General features: G+C 75.5%; 14 protein-coding genes. 6 read left to right on the plus strand and 8 right to left on the minus strand.

From position 1 onward, the window contains the following. On the minus strand, positions 1 to 337 hold a 337-nt coding region (locus MNZ27_RS20825), incomplete at its 3' end, for an ATP-binding protein (RefSeq protein ID WP_242396006.1). Positions 338 to 438: 101 nt separating this feature from the next. Between MNZ27_RS20825 and MNZ27_RS20830 the strand changes: the two genes are divergently transcribed. Beyond that, complete coding sequence (locus MNZ27_RS20830) at positions 439 to 1,992, plus strand: hypothetical protein (RefSeq protein WP_242396007.1); 1,554 nt, start codon at positions 439 to 441, stop codon at positions 1,990 to 1,992. A gap of 25 nt (positions 1,993 to 2,017) precedes the next feature. On the opposite strand, the gene MNZ27_RS20835 is transcribed toward MNZ27_RS20830, so the two are convergent. The 4 genes from MNZ27_RS20835 to MNZ27_RS24125 form a co-directional block, all read right to left on the minus strand. Continuing rightward, the gene (locus MNZ27_RS20835) at positions 2,018 to 2,893 is read right to left on the minus strand and encodes a hypothetical protein (RefSeq protein ID WP_242396008.1); all 876 of its coding nucleotides are present in this window, start codon (positions 2,891 to 2,893) and stop codon (positions 2,018 to 2,020) included. Between the two features lie 149 nt (positions 2,894 to 3,042). After that, positions 3,043 to 3,843: a thioredoxin domain-containing protein gene (locus MNZ27_RS20840; protein WP_242396009.1), complete on the minus strand. Its 801-nt coding sequence runs from the start codon at positions 3,841 to 3,843 to the stop codon at positions 3,043 to 3,045. A 108-nt stretch (positions 3,844 to 3,951) separates the two neighbouring features. Continuing rightward, on the minus strand, positions 3,952 to 4,572 hold the full coding sequence (locus tag MNZ27_RS24120) for a DUF938 domain-containing protein (RefSeq protein ID WP_242396010.1): 621 nt from the start codon (positions 4,570 to 4,572) through the stop codon (positions 3,952 to 3,954). After that, positions 4,569 to 5,282, minus strand: coding sequence for an SAM-dependent methyltransferase (locus tag MNZ27_RS24125; RefSeq protein ID WP_242396011.1), 714 nt, complete (start codon positions 5,280 to 5,282; stop codon positions 4,569 to 4,571). Before MNZ27_RS24125 ends, MNZ27_RS24120 begins: the two co-directional genes overlap by 4 nt. Positions 5,283 to 5,604: 322 nt before the next feature. Here MNZ27_RS24125 and MNZ27_RS20855 point away from each other — a divergent pair, with 322 nt between their 5' ends. Then, positions 5,605 to 6,774, plus strand: coding sequence for a hypothetical protein (locus MNZ27_RS20855; protein WP_242396012.1), 1,170 nt, complete (start codon positions 5,605 to 5,607; stop codon positions 6,772 to 6,774). On the opposite strand, the gene MNZ27_RS20860 is transcribed toward MNZ27_RS20855, so the two are convergent. The 3 genes from MNZ27_RS20860 to MNZ27_RS20870 all read right to left on the minus strand — a co-directional run bounded on the left by MNZ27_RS20860 (position 6,771) and on the right by MNZ27_RS20870 (position 8,881). Then, positions 6,771 to 7,511, minus strand: coding sequence for an acyl-[acyl-carrier-protein] thioesterase (locus MNZ27_RS20860; RefSeq protein WP_242396013.1), 741 nt, complete (start codon positions 7,509 to 7,511; stop codon positions 6,771 to 6,773). The two genes, MNZ27_RS20855 and MNZ27_RS20860, sit on opposite strands and share 4 nt — an antisense overlap. A 231-nt stretch (positions 7,512 to 7,742) precedes the next feature. After that, a complete protein-coding gene (locus MNZ27_RS20865; protein ID WP_242396014.1) occupies positions 7,743 to 8,276 on the minus strand; it encodes a spore maturation protein in 534 nt (177 codons plus the stop codon). Continuing rightward, positions 8,276 to 8,881: a nucleoside recognition domain-containing protein gene (locus tag MNZ27_RS20870; RefSeq protein ID WP_242396015.1), complete on the minus strand. Its 606-nt coding sequence runs from the start codon at positions 8,879 to 8,881 to the stop codon at positions 8,276 to 8,278. Before MNZ27_RS20870 ends, MNZ27_RS20865 begins: the two co-directional genes overlap by 1 nt. A gap of 76 nt (positions 8,882 to 8,957) precedes the next feature. Between MNZ27_RS20870 and MNZ27_RS20875 the strand changes: the two genes are divergently transcribed. The 4 genes from MNZ27_RS20875 (at position 8,958) to argH (ending at position 14,628) form a co-directional block, all read left to right on the plus strand. After that, entirely contained in the window at positions 8,958 to 10,502 is a 1,545-nt protein-coding gene (locus MNZ27_RS20875) for a transglutaminase-like domain-containing protein (protein ID WP_242396016.1), read from the plus strand. 65 nt (positions 10,503 to 10,567) lie between these two features. Further along, entirely contained in the window at positions 10,568 to 10,969 is a 402-nt protein-coding gene (gene mce, locus MNZ27_RS20880; RefSeq protein WP_242396017.1) for a methylmalonyl-CoA epimerase, read from the plus strand. A 201-nt stretch (positions 10,970 to 11,170) separates the two neighbouring features. After that, on the plus strand, positions 11,171 to 13,111 hold the full coding sequence (locus MNZ27_RS20885; RefSeq protein WP_242396018.1) for a TIGR04551 family protein: 1,941 nt from the start codon (positions 11,171 to 11,173) through the stop codon (positions 13,109 to 13,111). A 104-nt stretch (positions 13,112 to 13,215) separates the two neighbouring features. After that, the gene (argH, locus tag MNZ27_RS20890; protein WP_242396019.1) at positions 13,216 to 14,628 is read left to right on the plus strand and encodes an argininosuccinate lyase; all 1,413 of its coding nucleotides are present in this window, start codon (positions 13,216 to 13,218) and stop codon (positions 14,626 to 14,628) included. Positions 14,629 to 14,755 lie beyond the last annotated feature (127 nt).

The raw sequence follows: 14,755 nt of genomic DNA on the forward strand, positions 1-14,755 counted from the left end.
AGCCGGGGCAGCCGCCGCCCGCGGCCGCGCCGCCGCCGAGCACCGTGAGGTGCGGCCGGGAAGGGGCCGGGGCCGGCGCGCGCGCCTGGGCGGCGGCGGGGCGGGCGCGGCGCCCCTCGACCGTCGCCGCGTCGAACGCCGGCGCGTCCCGCTCGATCACCGAGAGGGCGCCGTTCGGGCACTCCCCGAGGCAGGCGCCGAGGCCGTCGCAGAGCACGTCCGAGGCGAGCCGGGCCTTTCCGTCCACGAGGGCGATGGCGCCCTCCGCGCACGAGGGGATGCACTGCCCGCAGCCGTCGCACTTCGCCTCGTCTATCTGGACGATCTTCCGGATCATGGGGCGGCGGTTATCGCACGCCGGGCGCCGGGATCGAAGCGGCGGCCGCGCGTGCGGCCGACGTGTAGCCGATCCGTGCTAGACCGGACGGAGGAGATCCCATGCGCACCCGCTCGATCCTCCTCGCCCTTCTTCTCTCCGGCGGCTGTGCCACCGCGCCCTCGGCCGGTCCTCGGCCCATCGCCCGCTCCTCCGAGCTCTCCTTCGATCCGGGGCTCGCCTCGGCGCGCTGCGAGCGCGGGTTCGCCGCGGACTGCCGCGCCCTGGGGCGTGCTCGCCTCCTCGGCTCCGGAGTCGCGCGCGACGACCGGCTCGGCGCCGCGCTCGTCACCAAGGCGTGCGAGCTGGGCGATCCGGCCGGCTGCGGCGACCTCGGGGTCCTCTACGCCCTCGGCCGCGCGCTCCCCCAAAGCGACGTCCGGGCCGACGCGCTCTCGAGGCGCGCCTGCGAGTCGGGCGCCGCCCTGGCCTGCTCGAACCTCGGCGCGCTGATCGCCGCCGGCGCCGCCGGGGAGCCGGAGGCGGGCTCGGCGCACGCCGGAGAGCCGGCGCCGCTCCGGGCGCTGCGACTCTTCCGCATGGCGTGCGAGGCGGGCGTGCCGGAGGGCTGCCTGAACCTCGGGACCGCCCTCGAGGAGGGCCGGCTCGACACGGGCGCTCTCTCCGGCGCGGTCCGTGCGTACCGCCGCGCCTGCGACGCCGGCCTCGGCCTCGCGTGCCACCGGCTCGCCCTCCTGATCGGCGAGCGGACCGAGGCCGCGGCCGGCCTGTCCTCCGTCGCGCTCGAGGCCCGCGCCTGCGGCGCCGCGATCGAGCCGGCGTGCCTCGCCGTGAACGGGCCGGCGCCTCTCCCCGGGCCGAGGACCCCCGGCTCCCGGCTCCTCGCCGAGCGGACGAGCTTCGCCCTCGGCATCCCGGGCGCAGGCGGGTTCCACCCGGGCGAGCTCGCGCCGGTCGCGGGTGGGCGCAAGCGGACGCTCGAGGAGGCGCGCCGGCCGCCCGCGGCGCTCCAGGCCGCGGTCGCGCCCGCGCTCCGGGGGCCGCTCGGGATCGACGGCGACGCGCGCCCCGACGAGCCGGCGGACCCCGCGGTCGAGCTGCTCGTCGAGCTCCGGCGCGGCCTCCTCGGCCAGTGCGCGGCGGTGCCGCGCGCCGCCGCCGGCGGCGTGGAGGCGCTCGCGGTCTTCCTCGTGGACGGGGACGGGAGGGTGGCGATGCCGAGGGTGGCGGCGCTCCCCACGGACGCCGCGCTCGAGGCGTGCATCCTCGAGCAGGTGTCGTCCTGGGAGTTCCCCGCCGCGGCGGACGGCCTCGGCGGTCCGTACCTGGTCCGTCATCGCTTCGAGCCGTCGCCCGCCCCCGCCGCGCTCGCCGGGCCCGGGTGGCTGCGGCCGGCCCTCCGCGACCCGCGCTGCGTGGAGCGGGCGCTGGAGGTGCCGGAGGGCTACGGGGGCGGGAGCTCGGCCGCGACGGTGCGGCTCGCGGTGGACGGCGCGGGGGTGGCGAGCCAGGTCCATCCGCTCGCGCCGCTGCCGGAGCAGGTCCTCGCCGCCGTGGCCGCGGCGGTGCGCCGGTGCGCGTGGAGTCCCGGGGCGGATCCCGACGGCCGGATCGTGCCGGTGTGGACGACGCTGACCGTGAGCCTCGGACGGTGACGCGGGGAGGCGAGGAGCGCCCCGGTCACCGGAGGAGCCGGTAGTTCCGGAACTCGCCGGGGCGCCAGCCGGTGAGGCACTCCAGCGCGAGCTTCAGCCGGTCCTTGAACGACCAGCGGTTGGCGGAGAGATCGCGGTCGAAGGCCCAGTTCATCGCGGCAATCCGGGGGCGCATCACGGCCGGGTGCGTCCCCTCGAAGCGGCGGAGGGCGTCGATCTGCGAGTAGTCGAAGGCCGCGGTGCACGGAACGTTCCGGGCGATCCACGCGTCGTCGTGCCACAACTGGTTGAAGCACCGGGCCTTGTCCTGCATCGTCTTGGGTGGCCGGACGTAGCCGTAGTGGTGGATCGTCGCGCCGGTCGGCTTCACGCGGAGCTTCTCGCTCGGGCGTCGCCGGAACCCCTGCGCGTCGCCGTACGAGTGGATGTCCGGATCGCGGCGGACGATGCGCACCTCGTGGCGGTACCAGCGGATCGCCTCGGCGACGTAGTCGTACGAACCGTAGAAGTGCAGCCAGTCGAAGAGGAGCCCCTCCACGCGCCGATCGTCGGCGTACCGCTCCATCGCGTCGCGGACCGCGGTCAGCCCGCGCTCGTGGAGCACCTCGTCGCCCTGGATGTAGACCGCCCAGTCGAGATCGGGGGAGAGCGCCTGGAAGGCCTTGTCGGTCTCCACCGCCAGCACCCGCCCGCCCTGGCGGATCGTGTCGTCCCAGACGGTCTCGAGGATCCGGATCTTCGGCGACGGGATCCGCCGGATGAGCCCGAGCGTGTCGTCCTCGGACTTGCCCACCGCGACCACCACCTCGTCGCAAAGCGGGAGGATCGACTGGATCGCCTCGACGATCGGGTAGTCGAACCGGATGGCGTTGCGCACGAACGTGAACCCACCGACCTTCACGGCCTGGGACGAGTATCAGCTTCGTGGGGCGTCGATCGAGGTGGGAACGGCACCCAGAGTAACCGGCATCGGGCCTTGACGGAACCACGGTGCGCTTCTTCACGGCGCCCGATGTCCGCCCGCTCGCTCCGGCGAGGAGGCGCTGCGCCTCACAGGCATCGCGCCCTCCCCGCGAGCGCCCCGGCGTGGCGCGGGTCCAGCGCGAGCGCGGCCTCGAACGCCTTCCGGGCGTCGGCGCACCGCTGCTCGGCCACGAAGACGTCGCCCTCGAGGACCCAGGCGTCCGCGAGCGGCGCGATCGCGAGGGCCCTGCGCACCTGCTCGTGCGCCTTCGCGTAGCTCCGCACCGCGAGGAGCTTCCGGCCGAGGTGCAGGTTCCGCCGGGCGACGAGGGCCGGGTCGCCGTCCCCGGGCAGGGCGGAGCGCTCCGGCGCGGCGGCGCGCGCCACGTCCGTGTCGGTCGCCTCGCCGAGGGCGCGGCGCACCTGGACCGTGAGGAGGTCGCAGCCGTCCACCGCGTGGAACGGCTCGACGGCGGAGATCGCGCGTCCCTTCGAGAGCACGACCGCCGCGGGGCGCATCCGGAGGCCGATCGCGCCGTATGTCGCGTCGTCCGGATCGAGCGCGAGGGCGAGCCGCGCCCCGGTCCGGGCGAGGTCGGCCCGGGCGCTCGCGGCGTCCGTCCCCGGGGAGACCACGCCGACCCAGCGGACCGGCTTGCCGGCGAGCCGCTCCTGCGAGCGGGCGACGTCCGCGAGCATCGCCTGGGAGCGCTCGTGCCCCGGCCGGAAGAAGACGAGCACGCTCGCGTTCGCCCCGCGCGGCTGGAGCTCCTCCGTGCCGCCCTCGAGGCCGGGGAGCGCCGCCGCTACGGTGGTCGGGGCCGGATCGCCGGCGAGGGCCGTCGCCGACAGGGAAGCGAGCACCGCGAGGAAGGGGAGGGGGATCATCGTCGGCGCCTCCGCCGGGCACCAGGCACCCGGTGGAAGGCATCGTCGCAGATCGTGGGCCCCCGCCCCCAGCGACATGGCGCCTCGCGGCGCGACCGGGCGCGGAGATCACGCCCGCGGCGGCGACGGCGAGGGCGCCCTGCGGAAGACCAGGAGCCGGTCTCCCTCCTCCGGCATGGCGAGGTCGGCGGCGAGGGCGAGCCCGTGCCGGCCCGCGTCCTCGACGAGCGCCTCCACCTCGCGGACGCCCAGCCGCGGATCGTGCGCGCGGAGCTTCGCCTCGAGCCGGGCGAGGCGGCCGGTGAGCGGGGCCCCGCGGTGCACGAGTGGCGCGTACACCGCGAGCGGACCGCCCGGCGGGAGCACGGTGGCGCTCCCGGCGACCAGCGCCCGCGCGCACTCGGCGGGGGCGACGTGGAGCACGTTCAGGCAGAGCACCGCGTCCACCGGGAAGAGGCGCCAGGTCCGCCCGCGGACGTCGTACTCCACGGGCGGGAGGAGGTTCGGGTGGCGAGCCTCGGCCGCCCAGGCGGCGATGCTCGCGCGCGCCGCGGGATCCGGGTCGGACGGCTGGAAGCGGAGCGCCGGGAACCGCGCGGCGAAGAGGAGGGCGTGCTCGCCGGTGCCGCTCCCGAGCTCGAGCACCGTCCCGGTGGCGGGCAGGAAGGGGGCGAGCGCGTCGGCGATCGCGGCGCGGTTCCGGAGCGCCGCCGCGGCGGTCCGCTTCACCGGGACCCCTCCCGGTCCGCGAGCCGCGCCCGCCGCCCGGGCTCGAGCCTGAGCCGCCGGGCGCGATCGGCGCGCTTCGGCGAGCGCTCCACGCCCACCGCGTCGAGGCCGGCCGCGTTCGCGGCGGCGAGCATCGTGCCGAGGCCGCAGAACGGGTCGACGACGGTCCGGCACCCGGTGTGCGCGAGCAGGAAGGCCGCCACCGCCTCGCAGGCGGCGCGCCCCATCGCGCGCGGCCAGGTCATCTCGCCGAGCGCCGGGAGGACGTCCGCGGACGAGGCGGCCGGCGCGAGCCGGAGCGCGCGAGAGAAGCAGAGCAGGTGGGAGTAGGCGGGGCGACCGAAGGTGATCGTGCCGGCCGGGACCCTGCAGACGATCCGGTGCCAGAGCAGGTGGCTCCCCGCCCGCTCCGCCGCGCGCTCGACCAGGTACGCCTTGTCGATCCAGCGGCCGTCGTGCTTCACGTCGGTCTGGTAGAAGATCGCGACCGCCTCGTCCGCCACGGCGCCGCAGATCGACGCGGCCACGTCCTCGAAGAAGGTCCGCCACCCGCCGACGCCCAGCTCGGGGAGCTCGGAGTGATCGGGGAGCGACGTGACGACCGCGTGATCCGGTGGAAGCGGCGCCGCGGCGGCGAGCCAGGCCACCCCGTCGCCCTCGTGCACCGTGCGCCGCGGGGCGCGCGCGCCGCCGCCGTCGATCTCTCCCACGCCCACCTCGCCCGGCGTCCACCGCCGCCGCGCGGACTCTGGGGCGAGCGCCCCGGGCGGTCAAGCGGGGCGCGCGCGGGTCGTGGCCGCGCGCCGCGCTCCGTGCGGGCATCGCGACGCCGTCGCCGGGGAGATACAGAGGTGCTGGAGGTCGCGCCATGCCCGCCCGCGCTCCTGCCGCGAACGTCCTCGCCCTCGCGCTCGCGGTCCCGGTCCACGCGGGCCCCGGCGAGGAGCCCGCCGCCCATCCGATCGGCGGCGAGGCGGAGCACAGGCGCCTCGCCCGGACGTCCGATCGCGGCCGGTCTCCTCGAGCGCGACCGTGAGGCTCCTCTCCATAGGGCGCGCGGCGGCGCTCGTCCTCGCCGCGCTCGCGCTCGCCTGCGCCGGAGCCCGCGGCGCGCGTCGGGTCACCAGCGCGGCGGAGCTCGGCGCCCCCCGCCGCTTCTCCCTCCCTGGCCGGGGGGCGCTCGAGCTCAGGGTGCCGGCCGGGTGGGAGGTCCAGGACGTGCCGGCGAGCGCGTCCGCCCCGCGGACGATCGAGCTCGCGCCGGCGGGGAGGCCGTTCGTCGCGCTCCTCTCGCCCGTGGAGAACCCGGCGGCGGAGCCGGGTCGCAAGGACGCGGACACCGCCCAGCTCCTCGCCGAGGTCGAGCGGCGGAAGGCTTCGGAGACCGCCGTCGAGACCGAGATCCCGCTCATGGAGCTGGTCGGCGAGGCGGGGGTCCACGGGTTCTGGTTCGCCGTCACCGACCGCTCGATGGAGGGGAAGACGCCGGCGCCCGGCGAGTACCGCCACCTCATCCAGGGCGCCGCGGCCGTCGGGACGGTCCTCCTCGGGTTCACGCTCCTCGACAACGGCCCGGGGCCGCAGCGCGGGCAGCTCCTCGCCCTGGTCCGGACCGCGCGGGTGGTGGGGCGGGAAGCGCCGGGCGGGACGGGCGAGGGGGGAACCGGGGCGGGCGGCGCGGAGCCGGGGGAGGGCGCGGCGCCCGGGGGCGGGGCGGAGGACTTCGAGCCGGATCCGGAGGCGGAGACCTCGCCGCTCGTCGTGCACGACCCCGCGCGCCGGGTGAGCGTGCTCGTGGACCTGCCGGGGTTCAGCATGTTCAAGCCGCGCCTGTCGGAGGACGGCACGGGGGTCGTCGTCCTCGGGCAGCAGGCGGAGACCGGGATCGTCGCGTCGGTGATCCTCCGCGAGGCGCCCGGGCTCGACGCCCGCGGCTGCCGCGACGAGGCGCTCGCGCGGATCCGGCGCGCGCTGCCCGGGATCGAGGATGTGCGCACGAGCGAGGCGGACGGGAAGGCGATGGCGAGCTACGCGCTCCCGGAGCTCCACGGGCAGCAGCTCCGGCAGCGGCACGCCCACGCCTTCGTCGCGCGGGACGGCGTCTGCGCGAACCTGCACCTCTCCAAGGCGGACCCGACGCCGGAGGACGCGGCGCGGTTCGAGCGGATGCTCGCCTCGCTGCGGTTCGGAGAGAGCTTCTAGCGCGCGACCCACGCGGTCGTGACGCGCGCGAGCTCCTTCTGATCCTCCTCCCGCACGATCGCGTGGTGGAACGCGTCCGGCGCGGCCCGCGCGTGCCGCGACAGGATCGCGCTCCCGTAGTGACACTCCGCGAGGTACTGCACGTCGAGCGCCGCGAGCCGGGAGGACCGCCAGACGTCGCGCGGGATCGCCTCGAGCGCCCACGCGACGTAGCTGCCGTTGTTCACGTGCAGGTTCACGTCGATGTCGGCGTAGCGCGTGTGGAAGCGCCGCTCGAACTCCCAGGTCGAGAGCTCGGGGAGCTTGCCGGGCGGGAGCTGCACCACCGGGGCCCCCGTCCGCTCGCGCGGGAAGCGCGGGTCGAGGACCGCCTCGGGGCGGACGGGCCGCCGCGTCTCCAGATCGAGCACGAACCACTGCGAGGTCGCGCGCGCGACCTCCGCGCCGTCGCGCCGGACGACGAAGTCGCGGAGGGCCGCCAGCCGGTCGATGCCGGCGGGCCACGTCTCCACGTCGAGCACGTCGCCGAGGCCGATGGGCGCCGTCTGCTCGATCCGCTGGCGGACCAGGACCCAGGTGAGCCCCTTCGACATGAGCGTGTCGAGCCCCACGCCCAGCTCGGCGGCGTTGAGCCCGGCGGCCTCCACGAGGAACCCCGAGAGCGCGGGGACCGCGAGCGCGTTGAAGGCGTCCACCTCGTACGTGTGGACGGCGAAGGTCTCGTGGAAGGTGGCCATGGCGCCGGATCTGTACACCCGCGCGCCGAGGCGCGGAAACGGCGACCGGTTCGGACCCGTGACCGTGCCCGTGACCGTGACCGTTCCCCGTGCCCGCCTCCCGCCTCCCGTCGCCCGTCGCCCGTGAATCTGTCGGGCCGTCGGATCACGGGAAGGGGCCACGGGCCACGCGACCCGGGTTACGGATCACGGAGACGCCGGTGACGGTGACGGGTACGGATTACGGGGACATCAAAACATCAGCTGCACCACGATGATCGCGGCGGTGAAGCCGACGAGATCGGCGATCAGGGCGGCGGGGAGGGCGTGCCGGTAGCGGGCGATGCCCGCCGCGCCCATGTAGACCGCGAGCACGTAGAAGGTGGTCTCCGTCGAGCCGGCCATCACCGAGACGAGCCGCCCCGCGTAGCTGTCCGCTCCCTCGGAGCGGAGGACGTCGCCGACCACCCCGAGGGCCCCTCCGCCGGAGAGCGGTCGGACGAGGATCATGGGGAGGACGCTCGCCGGGATGCCGAGGGGCTCGAGCACCGGGGAGAGGGCGCCGGCGGCCGCGTCGAGCGCGCCGGAGGCCCGGAGCAGCGCGAGGGCGACGAAGATCGCGACGAGCGCCGGCAGGATCCGGACCGCCGTCTCGAACCCCTGCTTCGCGCCGTCGAGGAAGGCGGGGTACACCTTCACGCGCCGGAGGACCGCGACGAGCGGCACACCGGCGAGGAGCACCGGCACCGCGGCCACCGAGAGCGCGTCGAGCGCCGCGCGGAGCATCAGCGCCCCTCCGCCGGCGGCGCGGGCGGGAGCGGGCGGAGCCGCGCGAGGACCTTCGCCGCCGCGACGGCCGCGACCGCGCCGCACGCGGAGGCGACGATGGTGGGGCCGATGATCTCGCCGGGCGCCTGCGAGCCCGCGGCGGCCCGGAGCGCGAGCACGGTCGCCGGGACGAGCTGGAGCGACGCGGTGTTGATCGCGCAGAGGAGCGCCTGCGCGTCGGTGGCGGTGCCGGGGCGCGGGTTCAGCGTCTCGAGCTCCTGCATCGCCTTCACCCCGAACGGTGTCGCCGCGTTGCCCAGCCCGAGCACGTTCGCGGCGACGTTCATGAGGATCGACGCCATCGCCGGGTGCTCCGGCGGCACCTCCGGGAAGAGCCGGCGCAGGAGCGGCCGGGCCGCGCGCGCGAGGGCGCGCACCAGCCCCGCCTCCTCGGCGACGCGCATGAGGCCGAGCCAGAGGGCCATCACCCCGGCGAGGCCGAGCGCGAGCGTCACCGCCGCGCGGGCCGCGTCGAGCGCGGCGGGGGTGAGCGCCGCGAGCCGGCCGTTCGCCGCGGCGAAGCCGATCGCGAGGAGGAGCAGGCCGGTCCAGAGGACGCCCATGGCCCGAAGATTCTGGACCGGCGCACCTCGAAGGCGAGTTTTTGGTAGAAGCCGGCGTTACACGGAAGGACTCCCGATGACGCCCGCCCGCTGCTTCGCTCCCCTGCCGCTCCTCGCCCTCTTCCTGCTCGCCGGCTGTCCGGAGGAGCGACCGGAGGCGGTCGTCCGCCCGCCGCCCCGCCCTCCGCAGGCGATGCTGTCCGCCGGGGCGCAGAACCAGCCCGACGTGCTCACCGTCGCGCGGCCGAGCGGCCCGGAGTGGTTCGGCATCTACCTCGGCGGGCGCAAGGTCGGCTGGACGAAGTCCCAGCTCGCGACCGAGCTGCGGGACGGCCGGAACGTCCTCGTCCTCCGGAGCGAGATGCTGATGCGGGTGAACGTCGCCGGGAAGACCGTCGAGCGCACGCAGTCCGAGGAGCGGGTCTACGAGGCGCGGCCGGGCGGCCGGCTCCTCTCCTTCCGTGCCGCGTTCGGCGGCGACGGCGGCGACCGGGTCGTGACCGGCACGTGCAGCTCCCGCGAGCGCTGCACCGCCGCGATCGACGCGCCCGGCGGCGGGCGCGAGGAGCGGACGCTCGAGGGCGTGACCGAGACCGCCGACCTCGCCGACGGCGTGCGGCTCGCCGCGGCGCGGCGGACGGTCGTGCGAGGCCGGCAGATCGAGTTCATGAAGCTCCGCGTCCGGGATCAGGAGGACGCGTTCGCGCGCCGCGAGCGGGTGGCCGGCGCCGGGGTGCAGGCGGAGGTCTCCGTCGTCGAGGAGCGGGAGATCGGCGACCGGATGCCGGTCGTCTACCGGGTGGCGGACGACGGGCGGGTGGTCGACGTCAGCTACGGCAACGCGATCGTGAGCCGGCCCGAGACCGAGGAGCGCGCGAAGACGCTCGACACGGTGGACCTGTTCGCCCTAGGGCGCGTGGCGCTGCCGCGGGCGCTCCCGCGGACCGTGCCCGCGGCCATCACCTACCAGATCGAGGGGCTCCCCCCCGCGTTCGACCGGGCGAGCCCGCGCCAGAAGGTCGTCCGCGACGCGAAGGGCGGCCCCGCGCTCCTCACCGTGACCGCGAGGGCGCCGGCGGCGGCGGATCCGGCGAAGGACACGCCGCTCGCGCGGGCGAAGGACGGCGCGCGCCCGGAGGACCTCGCCGCGACGGCGGAGGTGGACGCCGACGCGCCCGCCGTCCAGCGCCTCGCCCGGGAGACGGCGGGGAACGCGCCTGGCGCGTACGCCGCCGCGAAGCTGCTCGCCGCGCGCGTCTACCGGACCCTCGAGAAGGCGTACGGGGCGAGCCACGACCGCGCGAGCGACGTCCTCGCCGCCGGGAAGGGGGACTGCACCGAGCACGCGGTGCTCACCGTCGCCCTCGCCCGCGCCCTCGGGATCCCGGCGCGGCAGGTCTACGGCCTCGTCTACGCGCGCTACGAGGACGGGCAGGACGCCCTCTACTGGCACGCGTGGGTCGAGGTCCGGAGCGCCGGCGAGTGGATCGACGTCGATCCGATCTTCGACCAGACCGTCGCGGACGCGACCCACGTCGCCCTCGGATCCGGCTCGCAGGTGGACGTGGTGGGGCTGCTCGGATCGCTCAAGGTGACGGGGGTCGAGGTGAAGGAGCGCTAACCGGTTGCGGGGGGCGGGCGGCGTTTGGTTTACTGCCCGCCCCACGCCTTCCAAGGGAGCGCGCTTTGACCGGGCTCGATCACGTCGCAATCCTCGTCGCGGATCTCGACGCCGCCGTGAAGCTCTACCGGGACGTCTACGGTCTGCCCCCGCCGGAGATCGAGGAGGTCCCCACCGAGAAGGTGCGGGTCGCGATCTTCGGCCACGGCGCGGGCCGGATCGAGCTCGTCTCGCCCGCCACCCCGGACAGCCCGATGGCGAAGACCATCGAGAAGCGCGGCGAGGGGCTGCACCACATCTGCCTCGAGGTCCCGGACATCGACCGGGCGATGGCGAGCCTGAAGGCCCAGGGCGCGCCGCTCCTGGACGAGAAGCCGCGCCCCGGTGCGGGTGGCTCGAAGGTCGCATTCGTGCACCCGAAGGGGAGCCGCGGCGTCCTCGTCGAGCTGAAGCAGGGCGGGAAGTAGCCGCGCGATCACGGCAGAGGCCTCAGGGCCCAAGGCCGGAGGCTCTCAGGGCCCGACGTCCGACGCCCGAGTCGATACCCCGAGGCGGCAGGCCGCTGGGCCGATGGATGGCCGGGCTGGCCAGGGCCTAGATGGTTGACCGCCCGGCGGGCGCGTGTTTTATCGGACCCCTTCGCTCCTGCTCCGGAAGGGGTCGCCATCATGTACCGCCTCCAGGCCGCCGTCGTCGCGGCGCTCCTCACGCCCGCCGTCGCGTTCGCGCAGAGCACCCCGTCCGCTCCCTCGCCCGCTCCGAAGGCCACCCCGGCCCCGGCCGCCCCGGCGACCGCTCCGAGCGGCGACGCGGAGGCGGAGCTCGACCCGAAGACCCGCGCCGCCATCCAGCGCGCGGTCGAGAAGGCGAAGGACGACCTCCGGGACGAGATCCGCGCCGAGATGCAGGTCGCGCAGTCCTCGGCCGAGTTCATGGGCACCGTCGCCGAGGGGCCGAAGCTCCAGTTCCTCGAGCTGAACGGCTACTTCCGCGTCCGCGGGCAGCTCAAGAACGACTTCGACCTGCACGCCGGCACCGACGCGTCGGGCTTCACCCTCTTCCCGACGCCGCCCGGGCGCACCAAGGGCGGCACGCACGCCGACGCCAACATGCGGCTGCGGGTCGAGCCGACCTTGAACATCTCGGAGCACATCCGGGTCCGCGGCCAGATCGACATCCTCGACAACTACGTCCTCGGCTCGTCCACGAGCCAGCTGTTCAACTCGGACCACAGCCCGTTCCCGGTCCCGTTCTACGGCTCCTCGCGCCGGCTCACCCAGAACGACCCCACCGCCGACCGCGCCGCGATCCTCCCGAAGCGCGCCTGGGCCGAGGTCCAGACGCCGGTCGGCCTCCTCTCGTTCGGCCGCATGCCGTCCTCCTGGGGCCTCGGCATCCTCGCGAACGCCGGCACCGGCCTCGACGACGACTTCGGCGACACCGAGGACCGGATCCAGTTCGCGCTGCCCCCCCTCGACACGCCGATCGGCAAGCTCTCCCTGGTGCCGATCCTCGACTTCGAGTCCGAGGGCGTGCTCGACCCGGATCCGCACTTCGGGCTCGGCGTGGGCCAGCCCTTCGACGCGACGCAGGCCGACGACGCCCGCACCTACGCGTTCAAGATCGCCCGCCTCGACACCGACGACGAGATCCGCCGCAAGCTCGACGCCGGCCAGAGCTCGGTGAACTTCGGCCTGTACTACAACTACCGGACCCAGGGCTGGGTCTACCCCGACTGGCAGAAGCTCGGGTACTCCGGCACGTTCACCGACTCGTCGAGCGCGGTGAAGCGCAGCTCGTACGCGCACGTGTTCGACCTCTGGGGCCGGTGGCTCCTGGGCCGGTGGAAGGTCGAGGCCGAGGCCGTCGGGATCTACGGCAACATCGGCGAGACCTTCACGTTCGTGCAGGACCCGAACGATCCGACCCTCCTCACGCGCCAGAGCCTCGGCCGCGTGCTGCTCCGCCAGTGGGGCGGGGCGCTCAACACCGAGTTCCAGGCCCTCCCGAACAAGCTCATGGTGGGCGGCGAGCTCGGCCTCGCCAGCGGCGACTCCGCGCCCGGCTTCGGCAACGTGCCGGACCGGCTCGCCGGCACCGCGACCACGGCCGACCTCGCGCTGCCGGCGTACGGCTCGGCCGAGGGGCCGCAGTACGGCCAGCCGGGGGATCGCTCGATCCGGAACTTCCGGTTCAACCCCGCCTACCGGGTGGACCTCATCCTGTGGCGCGGGATCCTCGGCAACGTCACCGACGCCTGGTACCTCCGCCCCAAGGTCCGGTGGGACATCCTCCCCGGGCTGATCCTCGACGGCGCCCTCATCTACTCCCAGGCGATGTACGGCTCGTCCACCCCGAACGCGGTCGCGGCGAGCACCACCGCGCCCGTGGCGGGGCAGGCGGACGGGCGGTACACGCTCGTGAAGGGCGGGAGCAAGCCGCTCGGCATCGAGGCCGACGGCCGCCTCACGCTGAACAGCGGCGAGGGGTTCTCCGCCTGGGGCGAGGTGGGCTTCTTCCAGCCGTTCGACGGGCTGCGCATGGGCACGGACGGCTCCGCGCTGGGCCGCGCGTGGGCCCTGAACTTCGGCCTCGCGGCGAAGTTCTAGCGGCGCCCGCGGGCGCGATCGGCGCCGCCGTCCTCCCGCGGCGGGTCCGCGGTGCGTCGGCGATTCCGGCGCCGGGCGGGGTGTGGTAGCGTGCTCGGCCCCGCATGAGCACGAAACCGAAGGCGAAACCCGTTTCCCGGGCGGCGCTGGCCGGCGAGGCCGACCCCCGCCTCGTGGCGCTGTCCGTCTCGATCCAGGACGACGGCGCGCTCTACGCCGAGGACATCCGCGGCAGCCAGGCACACGTCGCGATGCTCGCGGCGCAGGGCATCGTCCCGCGGCCCGTCGCGAAGCGCGTCGTCGCCGCCCTCGACCAGGTCCGGGCGGAGTTCGCGGCCGGGAAGATCCGGCTCGACCCCGCCCTCGAGGACGTCCACACGCACGTCGAGCGCCGCCTGGGCGAGCTCGTCGGGAAGGACGCGGGCTACCTGCACGCGGGACGGAGCCGGAACGACCAGGTCGCGCTCGACGAGCGGCTCTTCATCGTGGCCGCCTGCGATCGCTGCGACGCCGCCCTGGAGCGGCTCCAGCGCGCGTTCCTCGGGCAGGCCCGCGCCCACGAGGCGACCATCCTCCCCGGCTACACGCACCTCCAGCGCGCGCAGCCGGTCTCCCTCGCCCACCACCTCCTCGCCTACGTGGAGATGTTCCGGCGCGACCGGGAGCGCTTCGCCGAGGTCCGGCGCCGCTCGGCGATCTCGCCCCTCGGCTCCGGCGCCCTCGCCGGCACGACGCTCCCGCTCGACCGCGAGGCCGTCGCGGCGCGGCTCGGCCTCGGCGGCGTGACCCGGAACTCCCTCGACGCCGTGTCGGATCGGGACAGCGCGATCGAGCTCCTCTTCGCCTGCGCCCTCGCGGCGGTGCACCTCTCCCGGATCGGCGAGGAGCTCGTCCTCTGGACCACGAAGGAGTTCGGGTTCATGACGCTCGACGACGCCTTCGCCACCGGCTCGTCGCTCATGCCGCAGAAGAAGAACCCGGACGTGGGCGAGCTCGCCCGCGGGCGGGCCGGCCGCGCGCTCGGCGACCTCGTCGCGCTGCTCTCGATCGTGAAGGGCCTGCCGCTCTCCTACAACCGCGATCTCCAGGAGGACAAGCGGCCGCTCCTCGACGGGCCGGAGGCGCTGGTGCTGACCGCGGACGCGGTGGCCGGAGCGGTGGAGACCGCGACCTTCCACGCCGATCGCATGGAGGAGGCGCTCGGCTCCGGCGAGGCGCTCGCCACCGACGCGGCGGAGTACCTCGTCGAGCACGGCGTCCCGTTCCGCGAGGCCCACGAGGCGGTGGGCCGGGCGGCGGCGTTCGCGACGGCTTCGGGGCGGCCGATGGCGAAGCTCACCGCCGCCGAGTGGAAGGGGTTCCACCCGGCCTTCGGACCCGACGTGCTGCGCTGCTTCGACGCCCGCCGGAGCCTCGCCCGCCGGGATCTCCCCGGCGCCCCCGGGCCGCGCCAGGTCCGGCGCGAGCTGGCGCGCTGGGAGAAGGCGCTCGGCAACGAGAAGAAGAGGCGCCGGTGACCGGCCGCGCCACGTACCCCGCGCTCCGGGCGGCGGCGCTGGCTGCCGCGCTCGCCGCCGCGGGCGGCTGCGGGGTCAAGGGGCCGCCGCGGCCGCCGAGCGTGAAGCCCCCCGCCGGGGCGGCGCC

Source organism: Anaeromyxobacter oryzisoli, assembly GCF_022690765.1.
Taxonomy (GTDB): Bacteria; Myxococcota; Myxococcia; order Myxococcales; family Anaeromyxobacteraceae; genus Anaeromyxobacter; species Anaeromyxobacter oryzisoli.